We start from the raw sequence: 15,757 nt of genomic DNA, 5'->3' as shown, positions 1-15,757 counted from the left end.
TCTCTGTTGAATGTTAGTCCGTATTCGCGAGCAAGCCCGCTCCCACATTTTGATCTCCTTGGGGAGGGAGATCGGTGTTTTACTTGCGGGCAACGATGACGGCACGCATCGGCGCCGGCAGCCCTTCGATCGTTTTGCTGTGATCTTGCGGGTCAAGGAAGTCGCTCAACGATTGATACTTCATCCACTCCGTCCCGCGTTGTTCCTCGACCGTGGTCACGCTCACATCCACGCAACGCACATCGCTGAAACCGGCGCGGCGCAGCCACAGTTCCAGCGCCGGCACCGACGGCAAAAACCACACGTTACGCATCTGCGCGTAGCGGTCTTCCGGCACCAACACCTGCTGTTGATCGCCTTCGATCACCAGCGTCTCCAGCACCAGTTCTCCGCCCTTGACCAGGCAATCCTTCAGCGCCAGCAAATGCTCGATCGGCGAACGGCGGTGATAGAACACACCCATGGAAAACACCGTGTCGAAGCCTTCCAGATTGGGAGGGAGATCCTCAAAGGGAAACGGCAAGTGCCAGGCATTGGGCTCGGACAGGTAACGCTGCACGGCCTGGAACTGGCAGAAGAACAGCCAGTTGGGGTCGATGCCGATCACGCTGTCGGCACCCGCGCCGAGCATGCGCCACATGTAATAACCGTTGCCGCAGCCGACATCGAGGATGCGTTTGCCTTTCAGGTCCAGGTGCGGAGCCACCCGGGACCACTTCCAGTCCGAACGCCATTCAGTGTCGACATGCACGCCGAACAGGTCGAACGGGCCTTTGCGCCATGGCGACAACCCCATCAGCGCGCTGCGCATTTGCGCGCGGGTCTCAAAGTCGCAATCGGTGTCCAGTTTCAAGCCATTCAACAAATCGACTTCGCTTGGCTGAATCTTCGGTAGCGCGTCCAGCGCACTCTGCCAGCGTTCCAGGTCGCCGTGACCTTTTTCCATTTTCTTGTCGAGTTGACGCTGCAGGGTGTTGGCCCATTCGGCCAGCGGGGTGCCAGCCAGACGGCGGGCGAGGGGAGACAGATCAATCATGGCAAGGCAATCAACGAGGCAAAGTTAAGACACTGGAACCACGGCACGACTTTCGAGAACCCGGCGGCCAGCAGGCGTTCGCGATGTTCTTCGAGGCTGTCGGGCTTCATGACATTTTCGATGGCGCTGCGCTTCTGGGCGATTTCCAGTTCGCTGTAGCCGTTGGCGCGTTTGAAGGCCACATGCAGGTCGGTGAGCAGCGCGTGTTCTTCGGGGTCGTTGAAGCGCAGCTTCTCCGAGAGGATCAGCGCGCCACCGGGCAACAACGATTGGCGGATGCGCGAGAGCAGCGCGGTGCGCTGGTCCGGGGCGATGAATTGCAAGGTGAAGTTCAGCGCCACCACCGAGGCAGGCTGAAATTCCAGGGCCAGGATGTCGCCTTCGATCACTTCCACCGGCAGCAACTCCTGGAACATCGAGTCCTGGCCGTTGAGGTATTCGCGGCAACGCTCGACCATGGCGGCGGAGTTATCCACAGCGACTACCCGGCAGCCATCGGTGCGCACATGACGGCGCAGAGCCTGGGTCACCGCGCCGAGGGAGGAGCCCAGATCGTAGAGCACGCTGTTGGGTTGGGAGAACTGCGCGGCGAGCACGCCGAGGTTTTCCACGATGGTCGGATAACCCGGCACCGAGCGCTTGATCATGTCCGGGAACACCCGAACCACGTCCTCGTTAAAGGCGAAGTCAGGCACCTGGGTCAAAGGCTGGGCGAAAAGGCGATCGGATTCTTTGCTCACGGCGGTTCCAGCGGCGTAGGTGGAAAAGGCTGGCATTTTAGCCAAATTGACGGGGGGATGCGCGGGTTGTCTGATAAAGCGTGGGGAATTTGCGAAGGGGGCAGATGGGGCCTTGGCTGCAGAGAGCATTTGGAAAAGACAAATGAATGACCAGGTCGAGAAGCAAGACTTGGTCATTCATTGTTTAGAGCGAGATCATAAAGGACGCATGAACACGTTGAGTTCGGCTTTGCCAGTGATGTGCAGCTCTTCGGTCCTGCTGTCTTTGCCTTTGAAGTCAAAGTTGATGATGTAGCGGGATGCCTCGGAGTTGCTCTCGACTACTTCGACGTTAATAGTGCCGATTTCGGGTTTGTAGTTGTAAAAAGTCGTAAAATCGTCGTTAGCTCCAGATTCATAATAATTTAATGTCTCAAATGGAAAGTTTGAGTCTTTGGGTGAATAGGTGCCGGACTGAATGTCACTGGAAAAAATAAACATCATCCCTTTTTTGGAATCATTAAAGCCGTTTTCATAGGATCGACCGATAAAAGCAACCGAATTGCTGTTAATGTCTTTTTCGAACTGGATGTTTTGAGTATGAAACTTTACGCGGCCTGAAACCTTGGCTTCAATATCGCAGTTGACGCTGATAAAGGGGTCTAAAGAAAGTGTCGAATTTTTGCTTTTAAAAAGACTCATGATTTTCTTCCTTGGTTTACGTTCGTGGTTGGATAACGCCACTGGAATAGTAAGTAGGCTAGAAAATCTGAGCTACTGTCAGATCTGACAGGTTTTTATAACGTTTCGAGATGGCTCATTGGTTTTATGGTTATGAAAATCTGGCTAAGTTGCTATTTGTCTTTTATTAAATGCCGAGGCTGCGATACCCCATTGTCCCAACCAGTAACTGAGGATGATGATATATGGCGCGGCGGCGAATGGTGATACGAAACGGTTAATGCCAATCACACTGTCAGAAAACACAAACGCCACCGCGCCCGCCGCCGCCAACAGCGCCGAGCGTTTGGGCACGTCGGTGCCGAGTCGGGCCAGGGCGCGCCAGAGCATGGCGCTGATGGCCAGCCCGTAGACGATCACCGGGATCAGCAGCGGTCCCAGGCCATTGGAAATCAGAATCCCCAGCAGTACCGCGCCGACGCTCAACGCGAGGATCAACGGCAACAGTGCCAGACGCCGGCAATCGCTCAAATAAGCCTTCAGATACGCCAAATGCGCGACCAGAAACGCCCCAAGGCCAAACACGAACAAATCCCCCGGCCATGCCAGCAACACGTCGCCGATCAGGGAGAAAATCAAACCCAGGCTGATCCAGCGCCGATAGTCACTGGGCGGTGCATCGTGCAACCAACCAAGCAGGGCCAACACTGGCAACGGTTTGACCAGCAAGCACAGCAACGCGGCATGCACGCTCAGGCCATACAGAAAGGTCACCGCGCCCATCAGCGCCAGAATCAGCCAGCCCACGATCAGTTAACCGCGATGGCGCAGTCGAAGGTTTTCACCGCCGGTACTTCGGGTGCCCACGGCTGTGAATAAGTCAGCCGCAAGCGGCCAGTACCGGTGGCAAAGGCTTGGAAGCGCCAGGTCGAAAGGCCGGCACTGCCGACGACACCGGCGTCTTCCGGGTTGCTGTAAACCTCGGGGCTGAGCCCGCGCAACACGCCACCGGCCGAATCCTGAATCGTCCAGCGGTAACCCGTGGTCGGGTTGCTGGGCAGGGTCAGGATCAGGTTCTGCCCGTTGTTCAGTTGCACCGGGCATTCGCTTTGTTTTTCCACGGTCACGTTCTGTTTCGATTGCGTGGCGCAAGCGCTCAGCAGGGCGAGGGCGAGGGGGATCAACAGGCGGGTGGGGGACATAAGATCAGCAGCTCCGGCATTCACGACGAACGGCGAGCATAACTGAAGATGAGACAAAGTGTGACGGTCGAACCGGGGGGCAGGCGAAGGTTTGGAGGCGTTAGTACCGACGCCTTCGCGAGCAAGCCCGCTCCCACAGGTTCATCGCAATCCTTGTGAGAGCGGGCTTGCTCGCGAAAGCGGCTGCATGAGCACTACTTCATTATCAGAAGAGAATCTTCGCCACATCCGCAAAGCGCTTGGCAAAGTGCACGGTAATCCCTTCCTTCAGATAATCCGGCAACTCTTCAAAGCTTCCACGGTTTGGTTCCGGCAGAATCAACTCGAAAATCTTCTGCCGCCGCGCTGCAATCACCTTCTCGCGCACGCCACCAATCGGCAGTACATGGCCGGTCAGCGTCAGTTCACCGGTCATGGCCACGCCTTTTTTCGGCGACTGGTTGCGGGCGAGCGAGAGCAGGGCGCTGGCCATGGTCACGCCGGCGCTCGGGCCGTCTTTCGGCGTGGCGCCTTCCGGTACGTGGAGGTGGACGAAGGCTTCGTCGAAGAACGTCGGATCACCGCCAAATTGCTTCAGATTGGAGCTGACGTAGCTGTAGGCAATTTCTGCCGACTCCTTCATCACTTCTCCCAGTTGCCCGGTGAGTTTGAAGCCACGGTTGAGGGTGTGAATGCGAGTAGCTTCGATCGGCAGGGTCGCGCCGCCCATGCTGGTCCAGGCCAGCCCGGTGATCACGCCAATGCCGGACAGCACTTGTTCATTGCGGAACACTGGTCGGCCGAGTGAGGCTTCCAGGTCTTTCGGGCCGAGTTTGATCACTGCTTTCGGTTCGTCGAGCAGCTTCATCACGGCTTTGCGCACCAGTTTGCCGAGGTTTTTTTCCAGCTGCCGCACCCCGGCTTCCCGGGCATAGCCGTCGATCAGGGCTTTCAATGCGTTGTCACTGATGCTCAGGCTACCCTTGGACACGCCGGCTTTCTCAAGCTGCTTCGGCCACAGGTGACGCTTGGCGATCGCGACTTTCTCTTCGGTGATGTAACCCGACAGACGAATCACTTCCATCCGGTCCAGCAACGGGCCGGGAATCGAGTCCAGAGTGTTGGCGGTGCAGACAAACAATACTTTCGACAGGTCCAGGCGCAAATCCAGGTAGTGGTCGAGGAATTCGACGTTCTGTTCCGGATCGAGGGTTTCCAGCAGCGCCGAGGCGGGGTCGCCCTGGTAGCTCTGGCCCATTTTGTCGATCTCGTCGAGCATGATCACCGGGTTCATCACTTCGACGTCTTTTAACGCATGGACGAGTTTGCCCGGTTGCGCGCCGATGTAAGTACGGCGATGGCCCTTGATCTCGGCTTCGTCGCGCATGCCGCCAACGCTGAAGCGATAGAACGGCCGGCCCAGGGTTTCGGCGATGGATTTGCCGACGCTGGTCTTGCCCACGCCCGGCGGGCCCACCAGCAACACGATGGAGCCGCTGATCTCGCCTTTATAAGCGCCGACCGCGAGGAATTCGAGGATGCGGTCCTTGATGTCATCGAGGCCAGCATGGTGTTTGTCCAGCACCTTGCGCGCGTGTTTGAGGTCGAGTTTGTCCTCGCCGTACACGCCCCACGGCACTGAGGTCGCCCAGTCGAGGTAGTTGCGGGTCACCGCGTATTCCGGTGAACCGGTCTCGAGGATCGACAGCTTGTTCATTTCCTCTTCGATGCGTTTCTGCGCTTGCGGCGGCAACACCTTGCCCGTCAGACGTTGCTCGAACTGCTCGATGTCGGCGCTGCGATCGTCCTTGGTCAGGCCCAGCTCTTGCTGGATGACCTTGAGCTGTTCCTTGAGGAAGAACTCACGCTGATGCTCGCCGATCTTGCGGTTAACTTCGGCGGAGATTTCTTTCTGCAGGCGCGCGACTTCGACTTCCTTGCGCAGCATCGGCAGGACTTTTTCCATGCGCTTGAGCATAGGCACGCAGTCGAGCACTTCTTGCAGCTCGCTGCCAGTGGCCGAGGTCAGCGCGGCGGCGAAGTCGGTCAGCGGCGACGGATCGTTGGGACTGAAGCGGTTGAGGTAATTCTTCAGCTCTTCGCTGTACAGCGGGTTAAGCGGCAGCAGTTCCTTGATCGCATTGATCAGCGCCATGCCGTAGGCCTTGACCTCATCGGTCGGCTCGGTGGGCTGATGCGGGTATTTGACTTCCACCAGGTACGGTGGGCGATGGTGTTTGAGCCAGGTTTTGATGCGCACCCGGGTCAGGCCCTGGGCGACGAATTGCAGTTTGCCGTTTTCGCGACTGGCGTGGTGCACTTTGACCAGGGTGCCGTATTCCGGCAGGGCTTTGGTGTCGAAGTGGCGCGGGTCTTCCTGGGGGGCGTCCATGAAGAACAGGGCCAGGGAGTGATGATCGGATTGGCTGACCAGTTCTAGGGTTTCGGCCCACGGCTCTTCGTTGACGATGACCGGCAGTACTTGCGCCGGGAAGAAGGGCCGGTTGTGGATCGGGATGATGTAGACCTTGTCCGGCAGGTTCTGGCCAGGCAGGGCGAGGCCTTTGCCGGTGGAGTGGTGTTCGACGTTGTCTGTTTCGGCGTATTCGCTCGTGTCTTCGGGGAATTCTTGCTGGTCGGTCATGGGGCACCTGCGCAATAGGGTATGGGTCTTAGATGGGGCAGGTGGGGGGTGGTTTCAATGGCTCTGGATATTTCAGTGTGTGTGTTCAGGGTTTTGACAGGTCTTGGCGGCCTTAGGGCCGACCATGCTTTGGTTGGGTTGTGTACATATCCGTTGCTGCGGTAACGGCGGCTTATGGTTTCGCCCTTACGGCGAGTCCCTTTTGGCAAACGCCCCAAAAGGAACCAAAAGGTCTCGCCCCAAGCGTACGGCCCCTCGCTAAGGCTCGGCGTTCCTTCGCTCCGGTATCCATCTGGGGGCATCGCCCTACGGTTGGCTTCGCTTCAACCTACATGCGATGAGTTCGACTGCGTCGAACGGCGCTGCGCGCCAATCCCCAGATGAACACCTCCACTCAGCCTCCCGAAGGGGCGGGCAGATCAAGATCAAAAGCGGCAGGCGAGCTAACGCTCGGCCTGTTGAGTGGTGAGGGGCGGGTGCACGCCGCTCCACTGTGGGAGCGGGCTTGCTCGCGAAGGCGGCCTGACAGCCGACCAATTTCTCTCAGACATACGCCGCCCCATTTGTAGGAGCGAGGCTTGCCCGCGAAGGCGGCCTGACAGCCAACCAATCTCTCGCAGATGCACACGGTTCAATTGTGGGAGCGAGCCTGCTCGCGATGGCGGCGTGTCAGGCGATCTCAATGTTGAATGTCAGACCGTCTTCGCGGGCAAGCCTCGCTCCTACAGGGGATTAGCTGTGTGGCGCAGGTTTTGAGATGGCAACGTTATTCAGCATCCGGTTTACCGCCAGTTCTGCCAGCATGACGATCTGTTGAATCGCCATTGCCGTGTGCCGGTGCGGCCCCTCCAGATACCCTGCAAAATCACTCGCCATCACACTGGCCTGGGCCAATGACTCACAGGTATGAACCAACAGGTCTTCGTCTTTGATATCCGGCGCAACCATATACATCGTGCTCGGTTTGCGGGCCACGGGGGATTTGAGGGCGGACGGATTGAGGTAGTGATCGAGCGCGCGGTTAGCGGCGTCGTGGAATTTTTTTGAATCGTTGGATTCGTAGGGCGAAACGTTCTCGGTTTCAGGGGGATTCGGTGTTTCTTTGAACATGATGAAGCTCCAAGTAAGTAATGGAGCTGCCACTGATCGCCGCGACGCGATGGAGGGTGGCAGCTGTACGCAGGTTCGCGGACCGAGCTACTTGGAAACTCGGCATACCCGAAGGTATCCCGCGCACAGCCACCATGAGACCAAACGACAGGAACGTCGATTGGGGCCGGTGATTATGCACCAAGTAAGCTAATTCAGGCCGCGACGCCCGGTCGCTGATTTGCAGCGACCCCCAAAGCCTATACACCGCTCTTCCGAGCGACAACCGTCAAAACCTGTCGGAAAGTTCTCAAAAAATCACCACATCTGTAGGACCTGCGCGGATATCTCTGACGACCACAATCAACTGTAGGAGCGAACTGTGACGAGGGGGCTTGCCCCCGTTGGGCTATGAAATAGCCCCAAAATCACTGATGTACCAAAGATCTGGTGAGTGCTACGCACTCAAATGGGGCAAGCCCCCTCGCCACAGTTCGCTCCTACAGGGATTTTTGGATATGGCGGGGATTGCAGCGCCCACAAAAAAAGGCGACCCCCTCACAGGAGTCGCCTTTGCTTTAACTGCCGCTACCGCTTATTCCGACAGTTTGTACGCAATCACATAGTCACCTTGCTTGGTGCCCAGCGATCCGTGACCGCCAGCAACAACGAGTACGTATTGCTTGCCGTCTTTACCGGTGTAGGTCATCGGTGTGGTTTGCGCGCCGGCTGGCAGGCGGCCTTCCCACAGTTGCTTGCCGTTTTTCACGTCGTAGGCGCGCAGGTACTGGTCGAGGGTGCCGCTCAGGAAGGCCACGCCACTGGCAGTGGTGAAGGCCCCGCCCAGGCTTGGTACGCCCATGCTCAGAGGGATTGGAACCGGCGAACTGTCGCGCACGGTGCCGTTCTTGTGCATCCAGATGGTTTTGTTGGTGGTCAAATCGACCGCGGCCACGTAACCCCAGGCCGGTGCCTGGCACGGCAGGCCCATTGGCGACAGCAGGGCTTCGAGGATCACGCCGTAAGGCGCGCCTTTGTTGGGCTGCACGCCTTCGGTTTCGCTGACACGAGGGCCTTGTTTGGCGATTTCGGCGGCCGGGATCAGTTTCGATTTGAACGCCATGTAGCTCGGGTTCACGAAAGCAATCTGACGAACTGGGTCAACCGAAATTCCGCCCCAGTCGAACACGCCGAAGTTACCGGGATAAACGAGCGAGCCTTGCAGCGATGGCGGGGTGAACATGCCGTCGTAACGCAGGGATTTGAAGTCGATCCGGCACAGCATCTGATCGAACGGGGTCACGCCCCACATGTCGCGTTCCTTGAGGGTCGGCGGCACGAAGTTCAGGTCGGACATCGGTTGGGTCGGCGAAGTGTGGTCGCCTTCCACCGCGCCTTGCGGCACCGGGATTTCCTTGATCGGCACGATCGGCTGACCATTGCTGCGGTCCAGCACGTAAATGCTGCCTTGCTTGGTGGACGCCAGCACCGCCGGTTTCACACCGTCTGCGGTTTTCAGGTCCATCAGGGTTGGCTGGCCACCGACGTCCATGTCCCACAGGTCATGGTGAGTGAACTGGAAGTGCCAGCGCACTTTGCCGGTGGCGATGTCCAGAGCGGTCAGGCCGGCGGCGTGCAGTTCCGATTCAGGGGTGCGCGCGCCACCGAACTGATCCGGGGTCTGGTTGCCCATCGGCAGGTAGATCATGCCGAGTTTTTCGTCGACGCTGAAGATGGACCACATGTTCGGCGAGTTGCGGGTGTAGACCTTGCCTTCGGCAATCGGCGTGGTGTCGTCCGGGTTGCCGCTGTCCCAGTTCCACACCAGTTTGCCGGTGTGCACGTCGAACGCGCGGATCACACCGCTTGGCTCGTCGATCGAAACGTTGTCGGTCACGTGGCCGCCAATCACCACCAGGTCTTTGGTGACCGCCGGTGGCGAAGTGGAGTAGTAACCGCCAGCGGTGAATTCACCGATGTTGGTCGTCAGGTCAACCTGGCCACCGTTGCCGAAGTCTTCGCACATTTTGCCGGTGTCGGCGTTCAGGGCGATCAGGCGGGTGTCGGCGGTCGGCAGGAAGATCCGGCGCGGGCAGACGCTGGTCACTGGCGCGTTGGCCGTGCCGGTCGGGCTCTGCTCGGACGCGTAGGCGGCGTCATCGTGATAGGTCACGCCACGGCAGGTCATGTGCGCCCAACCCTTGAAGTTCGCCGCGTTCTGCGTGGAGAGCTTCGGATCGAAACGCCAGAGTTCCTTGCCGGTGTCCGGGTCCAGCGCGATCACCTGGCTGTGCGGCGTGCAGACATAGAGCATGCCGTTGGCTTTGAGCGGGGTGTTTTCGGCGGTGGTTTCGCCCGGATCGTTCGGGCCAGGCAGGTCGCCGGTGCGGTAGGTCCAGGCGGGAACCAGTTTGCTGATGTTCTGCGGCGTGATCTGCGCCAGTGGCGAGTAACGATCGCCATGGGCGCTGCGGCCGTAGGAGTTCCAGTCGCCATCGGGCATGGCCGGGGCGGTGTTGGTCATGCCAGGTACGGCGTCGCGATCCAGTTCGCCTTTGATTTCACCGGGGTTGGTGAACAGGCTGGCCAGCGCGGCGATACCGGCGATGACCACGGCAGCGCTCAGTACACCGGTGCCGATCGGGTTGAATTCGCCGGTACGCAATGGGCGACGAAACCATGGCAGCAGCATGACGATACCAAGGGCAAAGAGCAGCGCCAGACGTGGCACCAGTTGCCACCAGTCCAGGCCGACTTCCCACAGTGCCCAGACCGTACTGGCGAACAGCACCACCGCATACAGGCTCAGCGCCGCATAACGGTCGGCCAGCAGCAGCCCCCCGGTCAGCATCAGGCCGATACCGGCCAGCAGGTAATACAGCGAGCCGCCGAGCATGCTCAGCTTGATCCCCCCGGCCAGCAAGGCCAGGCCCATTAGTAGAAGCACGATACCGAGCAAGCTCGGCAGCAGACGGCTTCGACTGAAAGCACCATCAGCGCTCATAGTGTGGTTCTCCGTGACGTTTTAAGTAGTCCTGCGCAAGTTCACTGTAGATGACGATCTGGCGCGGGCATGGTTCAGGTTAAAAAGTGTTCAGTTGAGTCTTTGAGCCGCAATCCCTGTGGGAGCGGGCTTGCTCGCGAAGAGGTCATCACATTCAACATCCTGGTTGGCTGAAAGATCGCTTTCGCGAGCAAGCCCGCTCCCACATTTTTGTGCGTCTAATCAGAACGACGACTGGATCTTGATCCCGCCAATCAGCGCGTCATCGACCTTGTCCACGCCACCGGGGTGGCGGATGTATTGCAGGTTCGGGCGCACGGTCAGCCAGTTCGTGACGTGCACGCCGTAATAGAGTTCGGCGCTGTATTCGGTGTCTTGTGGCGGCAGGAACGACGGGTCGTTGTAGTCATAGACGGCGCGGGCCTGATTGGTCGCTTCGGCGTTCTTGCGGTAGGCCGGGTTGACGTGGACACGGGCCAGGGCAAAACCGATGTCGTCTCGGGCGCGGGCATCGAACAAGCCTTTGTAGACGACGCCAGCCTGGACGTAGTTGTCGATGGCGTTGGTCTTCTTGTCGTGCATCGTGCCGTTGGCGAACACGCTCAGGCCCCGAGAGTGGTCACTGGCGCGGCTGGTCAACTGCTGCTGAATACCGAGCCACACACCATGCTTGCTCGATGCGCTGCGATAAGCCTCGCCACTCAGGGCTGCAGGCTGGCCGTTGCTGTCCTTGTAGACGTCGGTGGCCTTGGCATTGCTGTAGTAATAACCGGCACGGTATTCACCCGGCAGGCCATTGAATTTTGGAGTCCAGACCAGTTCCACCGGCAGGATCGCGCCCTGGGTGCCGCTGCCGCTGAGCTTGAAGCCGTTGTCGCGATCAAGGTTGGACGGGTTTTGCTCGTAAGCCCCGACTTGCGCGTAGAGATCCGGCGTCAGGTGATATTTGACGCGCATCGCCCACTGGCTGACCGGCCAGTTGTACCAGATGTCGCCAACCCAGTTGCCGACCTGGGAGCCGCAAAACGCCAGGTTCTGGAAGTCGCAGGGGAAGCTATTGAAGTCTTCGCCCTCGCCGAAGCGGCCGACTTTGATATCGAGCTTCTGATCGAAGAATTTCTGCTGATACCACATCTGCGTCAGGCGCCAGGTCTGGCCGCGGCCCCAGACTTCCTGAGCCGAGGTGAAACCGCCGACCCGCGGATCGTTGATCCGGTCGTTGCTGATGTTGTTGCCATTGCGCTCGGTGATGGTCAGCTGAAATTCAGCGTCGTCCCAGCCGAGAATCTTCTGCAAGTCCAGGTGGGTACCAAAGCCGAACTGGTCGCTGTAGCGAGCGGTGCGGTCATGGTCGTAGCCGCCGTGCAGGTTGCTGCCCATTTCACCGGTGTAATCGACCTTGAAGTCGTAGCCCTTTTCCGAAAGTTCGGTGCGCGTGCCGTTCCAGTCACCGAGCATCCACGGCGAATCGCTATCGAAGGCCGGCGCAGCCTGGGTGCAGGTGGCGAGGCTCAACGCGGTGAAACCGCCGATCAGGTTCAGGGCTTTTCGATTGGCCACAGGGGATAAGACAGCGCTGTCTCGCGGAGTTTGAAAATCAGGCATAGAGAAGAAATTCTTGGTCTTTTTCTAAAGGGGGTGAACTGAACGCAGCAGGGATGAAGCAGGGGAGAAGCGTTTCAGCTGGACGGGCGTAAGGATAATGATCTGTTACCCATAGAGAAAGGGCTTTTACTGACATGGATCATTTCGGATTTGGTAATAGTGTGCAGAAACACATCGCTGCGTAGGAGCTGCCGAAGGCTGCGATCTTCTCAAGGTCACCTACATTTAACAGAGAGCACACAGATAGCTTCCCCCCAACGAAGCCCTCGGCTAAGGTGCGCGGCTTCCAATTCCCACTTCGCTCGAAGGCCCGGCATGACCGAACAGAACACCAACCCGCTGCACGGCGTAACGCTGGAACAGATCCTCAACGCGCTGGTTGAACACTATGAATGGTCGGGGCTGGCCGAGCGCATCGATATCCGCTGCTTCAAGAGTGACCCGAGCATCAAGTCGAGCCTGACTTTCTTGCGCAAAACCCCGTGGGCGCGGGAGAAGGTCGAACGCCTGTACGTGAAGTTGATGCGCACCAAGCGACCGGTCTGAGCATGGTCATACCCTCGGCGCCAGGTTCTGCCGCGAGGCGTCGTTGTGTTGCCGTGGCGGCGATTCTGGGCTGGGCGGGATTAACCATTCAGCTGTACCTGATTCTCTACTTACGCTGGAGTGTTGCGGCCAGTCTGCTGGGCGGGCTGATGAGTTTTTTCAGTTTTTTCACCGTGCTGACCAATACGCTGGTGGCGGTGGTTCTGACCTGTGAACTGACGTCCCGCGAATCGGCGGCGCGGCGCTGGTTTTTGCAGCCGTGGGTAAGCAGTGGAATTGCGGTGAGCATCGCCGTGGTCGGTGTGGCGTACAGCCTGTTATTACGCCATTTGTGGCATCCCGAAGGCTGGCAATGGCTGGCCGATGAGCTGATGCATGACGTCATGCCGCTGCTGTTTCTGGTTTATTGGTGGCTCTGTGTGCCCAAAGGCACGTTGCGGCTGCGGCACATTGCGCTATGGGTGATCTATCCGTTGGTGTACTTCGGCTATGCGTTATGGCGTGGGCATCTGCTGGCGGTTTATCCGTATCCATTCATTGATGTGGATAAGCTGGGTTATCCACAGGTGTTTGTGAATGCGGGAGGATTGTTGGCGGGGTTTGTGCTGATTGCGCTGCTGGTGGTTGGGCTGGATCGGTGGCGCACGGGGCGGAAGTGAACACTGACTGTGGCGAGGGAGCTTTGTGGCGAGGGGGCTTGCCCCGTTGCGCTGCGTAGCGGCGCTAAACCTGCAACGGAGTTTTAACCGGCACACCGAGTTTGCTGATTTTGCGACTGCTTCGCAGCCGAACGGGGCGGTGCGGCGTTCCGACAAGCCCCCTCGCCACATTTCGATTTGTGGTTACTCCTCGTCACTGTCGTCCAGTCGCCAGTAACCGACAGCCTTCACAAACTGCTCGTCCAGGCCATGCTCATCGAGCAATACCCGGCGGATCTGCCGCGATACTTTGGACTCAGTCGCCACCCACGCATACAGATTGCCATCGGGTACCTCGATCTGTTGCACGGTGGTCAGCAGGTTATTCCTGCCACCTTCTCGCAATACCCAGATCACATCGACCTGTGCTGCGCTTTCCAGGCGTTGTTGTTCGGCGCCGTTTTCCACTTCCACGATCACCAGTGCACGCCGATTGGCGGCCAGGCCTTCAAGGCGGCGGGCGATGGCGGGCAGGGCGGTTTCGTCGCCGATCAGCAGGTAGCTGTCGAAGATGTCCGGCACGATCATCGAGCCCCGAGGCCCGCCGATGTGCAGGAACTGGCCGGGTTTGGCCTGCTCGGCCCAGGTCGAGGCAGGGCCATCGCCGTGCAGTACGAAGTCGATGTCCAATTCCAGGGTATCCAGATCGTAACGACGAGGCGTGTAGTCGCGCATTGCGGGCATGGGCCCGTTGTCTTTGCCAGCCCCAAGAACCAGCGTTTCCAATGCCGCTTGTTCCGCTGCGTTTTGGGGGAACAGCAGTTTGACGTGGTCGTCCGTTCCGAGGCTGACGAAGCCAGCCAGCTCTGGGCCACCCAGGGTAATCCTGCGCATACGCGGGGTCAGGTCGACCACTCGCAGTACTTCCAGACGACGGCGTTTGATCTCGTGGCTGACACGGTGAATGGATTGGGATGGCACGATAACGTCGGTCATTCGGCGTTCTCCTGAACGGGTTGAACGGGTTGAACGGCGGGGCCGTCGACGATGGCTTTGGCCGTGTTGTTGAGCAGGTCGCGTACCCGCAGGATTTCTTCCGGGCTCCAGCGACCATGGTGCATTTGCAAGGCATGGCGCAGGTTGTGCACCGCTTCGTGAATTTCGGCCGGGCGGTCATGGCCGCGCAACGAGCGCTTGCTGACCTCGATGCGCATGCGCACGCCATCCAGGGCAATCGCTTGTTCACTTAAAGACAGACGTCCGGCGTCGGTGATGCTGTAGCGTTTTTTTCCGCCTTCGGCATCGCCCAGGATCATTTCGCTTTCTTCAAGGAAGGTCAGGGTCGGGTAGATCACGCCGGGGCTGGGGCTGTAGGCGCCGTCGAACATGCTTTCGATCTGGCGGATCAGGTCATAGCCATGACACGGCTGCTCGGCGATCAGCGCCAGCAGCAACAATTTCAGGTCACCGGGGGCGAACACCCGTGGTCCGCGTCCACCGCGCTCGCGGCCGGGTCCCGGACGTTTCTCGAAGCCGTCGCGGCCGTCGCCGTGTTCGCGGTGGGGGGAATGATGGTCTCTCATTTTTGCTTTCTCTCGTCGTGTTTAGATACAACTTAAGATATATCTTATGGCGCGAGCAAGACGTCTTTTGGGAGCCGTTCAGTCGGCCGACAAGCGGTGCATGGGTTGGCAACCTGACTTTTTCTTCCGGAAACAGGACTTGAAAGTTAAAGTTATCGATCTATTAGTGTCGTACCCTCTATTCTAAAAGCCCTGAAGTCCCGTGTTGTATAGTTAAAACTGCTGTATGGTTTTTTTAATAAAACTGTATGTAGGGCATAACTTACAGTCGATGTTTTGTATTTTGATTTTTTGTTCTTTTTTCTTGCTTGTCATGAGGGTGTTTAACTACGTGATCATCGGAAGTTACTTGCTTACTTTCCAGAGCGAACAGCCGATCATGCCTCGGCGTTGAAAGTTCAAATCAACACGAGCCCTTACCGGTGTGCGTTGTGTGGATTTTCAATGAATCGATCCTTTCAAGAAGACAGGTACTGAATGATGTTCAAAAAATTCGCGATTGCCGCTCCACTGGCTGTTTTGGCTCTGAGTTCTTCCGCCGTGTTTGCCGCGGGTGAAGCCCGTCACTCGATCAGCTTGGTGGCTGATGTGCCGAGCAACGGCTTCTATGTGGTCCCGTCCGATCCGGACCTGGTCAACAAGGATCAGGACATGAGCTATAGACCCACCACCGGCAAAATGGGTGAAGTCAACGGCTACTTTGACATGATCAACAATAATGGGTCTGTGCACGCCAGCCTTGAAAGCGTACCGCAGCTGTACTCTGGTTCTAGCGCGATCAATCTGCAAGTGGCGGTTAATGGTGTAGTCCTCTCCACGACTCCGCAAATGGTGGTTGGCGAGACCGAGTCGAACGTCAACTTCCGTGCCCCACTCAATATCAAGGCTATTAGCCCCAATATTGCGCCAGGGTATTACACCGGCGCAGTCACCATGACGTTCGACGCTGTTCCCCCTGTTGCTCTTTGAACTTGATCAGGAGTCATAAGCGCTTACTTGCTTAAGTAACGTGACCGGCCGGCATGCTTCCA

General features: G+C 58.2%; 14 protein-coding genes. 3 read left to right on the top strand and 11 right to left on the bottom strand.

Going from position 1 to position 15,757, the window contains the following annotated elements; all coding sequences use genetic code 11:
- Positions 1-79 precede the first annotated feature (79 nt).
- From cmoB to AB7M29_RS28715, 9 genes are all read right to left on the bottom strand, one after another.
- Positions 80-1,036, bottom strand: a complete 957-nt coding sequence (gene cmoB / locus AB7M29_RS28755; RefSeq protein ID WP_454248535.1) for a tRNA 5-methoxyuridine(34)/uridine 5-oxyacetic acid(34) synthase CmoB — start codon at positions 1,034-1,036, stop codon at positions 80-82.
- The gene (gene cmoA / locus AB7M29_RS28750; protein ID WP_454248534.1) at positions 1,033-1,812 is read right to left on the bottom strand and encodes a carboxy-S-adenosyl-L-methionine synthase CmoA; all 780 of its coding nucleotides are present in this window, start codon (positions 1,810-1,812) and stop codon (positions 1,033-1,035) included. The genes cmoB and cmoA overlap by 4 nt, the downstream gene beginning before the upstream one ends.
- A 159-nt stretch (positions 1,813-1,971) precedes the next feature.
- Entirely contained in the window at positions 1,972-2,457 is a 486-nt protein-coding gene (locus tag AB7M29_RS28745; RefSeq protein WP_454248533.1) for a hypothetical protein, read from the bottom strand.
- A 144-nt stretch (positions 2,458-2,601) separates the two neighbouring features.
- Entirely contained in the window at positions 2,602-3,243 is a 642-nt protein-coding gene (locus AB7M29_RS28740; protein ID WP_454248532.1) for a lysoplasmalogenase, read from the bottom strand.
- Between the two features lie 2 nt (positions 3,244-3,245).
- Positions 3,246-3,638, bottom strand: a complete 393-nt coding sequence (locus AB7M29_RS28735; RefSeq protein ID WP_217854375.1) for a protease inhibitor I42 family protein — start codon at positions 3,636-3,638, stop codon at positions 3,246-3,248.
- Between the two features lie 205 nt (positions 3,639-3,843).
- On the bottom strand, positions 3,844-6,261 hold the full coding sequence (lon, locus tag AB7M29_RS28730; protein WP_454248531.1) for an endopeptidase La: 2,418 nt from the start codon (positions 6,259-6,261) through the stop codon (positions 3,844-3,846).
- A 732-nt stretch (positions 6,262-6,993) separates the two neighbouring features.
- On the bottom strand, positions 6,994-7,371 hold the full coding sequence (locus AB7M29_RS28725; RefSeq protein ID WP_123719399.1) for a DUF6124 family protein: 378 nt from the start codon (positions 7,369-7,371) through the stop codon (positions 6,994-6,996).
- A gap of 574 nt (positions 7,372-7,945) precedes the next feature.
- Positions 7,946-10,354 (bottom strand): glucose/quinate/shikimate family membrane-bound PQQ-dependent dehydrogenase, encoded by a 2,409-nt coding sequence (locus AB7M29_RS28720; RefSeq protein WP_454248530.1) that lies wholly within the window; start codon positions 10,352-10,354, stop codon positions 7,946-7,948.
- Between the two features lie 222 nt (positions 10,355-10,576).
- On the bottom strand, positions 10,577-11,959 hold the full coding sequence (locus AB7M29_RS28715) for a carbohydrate porin (protein WP_454248529.1): 1,383 nt from the start codon (positions 11,957-11,959) through the stop codon (positions 10,577-10,579).
- A 315-nt stretch (positions 11,960-12,274) separates the two neighbouring features.
- On the opposite strand from AB7M29_RS28715, the gene AB7M29_RS28710 reads away from it, so the two are divergent.
- Together AB7M29_RS28710 and AB7M29_RS28705 are read left to right on the top strand one after the other, a co-directional pair.
- Positions 12,275-12,505, top strand: a complete 231-nt coding sequence (locus tag AB7M29_RS28710) for a VF530 family protein (RefSeq protein ID WP_007941719.1) — start codon at positions 12,275-12,277, stop codon at positions 12,503-12,505.
- A gap of 2 nt (positions 12,506-12,507) precedes the next feature.
- A complete protein-coding gene (locus AB7M29_RS28705) occupies positions 12,508-13,164 on the top strand; it encodes a Pr6Pr family membrane protein (protein ID WP_217854372.1) in 657 nt (218 codons plus the stop codon).
- 183 nt (positions 13,165-13,347) lie between these two features.
- On the opposite strand, the gene AB7M29_RS28700 is transcribed toward AB7M29_RS28705, so the two are convergent.
- Complete coding sequence (locus tag AB7M29_RS28700; RefSeq protein WP_454248528.1) at positions 13,348-14,139, bottom strand: siderophore-interacting protein; 792 nt, start codon at positions 14,137-14,139, stop codon at positions 13,348-13,350.
- On the bottom strand, positions 14,136-14,726 hold the full coding sequence (locus AB7M29_RS28695) for a PadR family transcriptional regulator (RefSeq protein ID WP_217854370.1): 591 nt from the start codon (positions 14,724-14,726) through the stop codon (positions 14,136-14,138). The genes AB7M29_RS28700 and AB7M29_RS28695 overlap by 4 nt, the downstream gene beginning before the upstream one ends.
- Positions 14,727-15,203: 477 nt before the next feature.
- Between AB7M29_RS28695 and AB7M29_RS28690 the strand changes: the two genes are divergently transcribed.
- Positions 15,204-15,695 carry a CS1 type fimbrial major subunit gene (locus AB7M29_RS28690; protein ID WP_454248527.1) on the top strand — a complete coding sequence of 164 codons (492 nt, stop codon included), beginning with the start codon at positions 15,204-15,206 and terminating at the stop codon, positions 15,693-15,695.
- The last annotated feature ends 62 nt before the right edge of the window (positions 15,696-15,757 follow it).

The organism is Pseudomonas sp. F-14 TE3623, assembly GCF_053629015.1.
This window is presented reverse-complemented; position numbering and strand designations above follow the sequence as displayed.

Bases quoted from the DNA above. Each gene is read 5' to 3' on its own strand.
- cmoB (WP_454248535.1), bottom strand. From the start codon at position 1,036: ATGATTGATCTGTCTCCCCTCGCCCGCCGTCTGGCTGGCACCCCGCTG.
- cmoA (WP_454248534.1), bottom strand. From the start codon at position 1,812: ATGCCAGCCTTTTCCACCTACGCCGCTGGAACCGCCGTGAGCAAAGAA.
- AB7M29_RS28745 (WP_454248533.1), bottom strand. From the start codon at position 2,457: ATGAGTCTTTTTAAAAGCAAAAATTCGACACTTTCTTTAGACCCCTTT.
- AB7M29_RS28735 (WP_217854375.1), bottom strand. From the start codon at position 3,638: ATGTCCCCCACCCGCCTGTTGATCCCCCTCGCCCTCGCCCTGCTGAGC.
- lon (WP_454248531.1), bottom strand. From the start codon at position 6,261: ATGACCGACCAGCAAGAATTCCCCGAAGACACGAGCGAATACGCCGAA.
- AB7M29_RS28725 (WP_123719399.1), bottom strand. From the start codon at position 7,371: ATGTTCAAAGAAACACCGAATCCCCCTGAAACCGAGAACGTTTCGCCC.
- AB7M29_RS28720 (WP_454248530.1), bottom strand. From the start codon at position 10,354: ATGAGCGCTGATGGTGCTTTCAGTCGAAGCCGTCTGCTGCCGAGCTTG.
- AB7M29_RS28715 (WP_454248529.1), bottom strand. From the start codon at position 11,959: ATGCCTGATTTTCAAACTCCGCGAGACAGCGCTGTCTTATCCCCTGTG.
- AB7M29_RS28710 (WP_007941719.1), top strand. From the start codon at position 12,275: ATGACCGAACAGAACACCAACCCGCTGCACGGCGTAACGCTGGAACAG.
- AB7M29_RS28705 (WP_217854372.1), top strand. From the start codon at position 12,508: ATGGTCATACCCTCGGCGCCAGGTTCTGCCGCGAGGCGTCGTTGTGTT.
- AB7M29_RS28700 (WP_454248528.1), bottom strand. From the start codon at position 14,139: ATGACCGACGTTATCGTGCCATCCCAATCCATTCACCGTGTCAGCCAC.
- AB7M29_RS28695 (WP_217854370.1), bottom strand. From the start codon at position 14,726: ATGAGAGACCATCATTCCCCCCACCGCGAACACGGCGACGGCCGCGAC.
- AB7M29_RS28690 (WP_454248527.1), top strand. From the start codon at position 15,204: ATGATGTTCAAAAAATTCGCGATTGCCGCTCCACTGGCTGTTTTGGCT.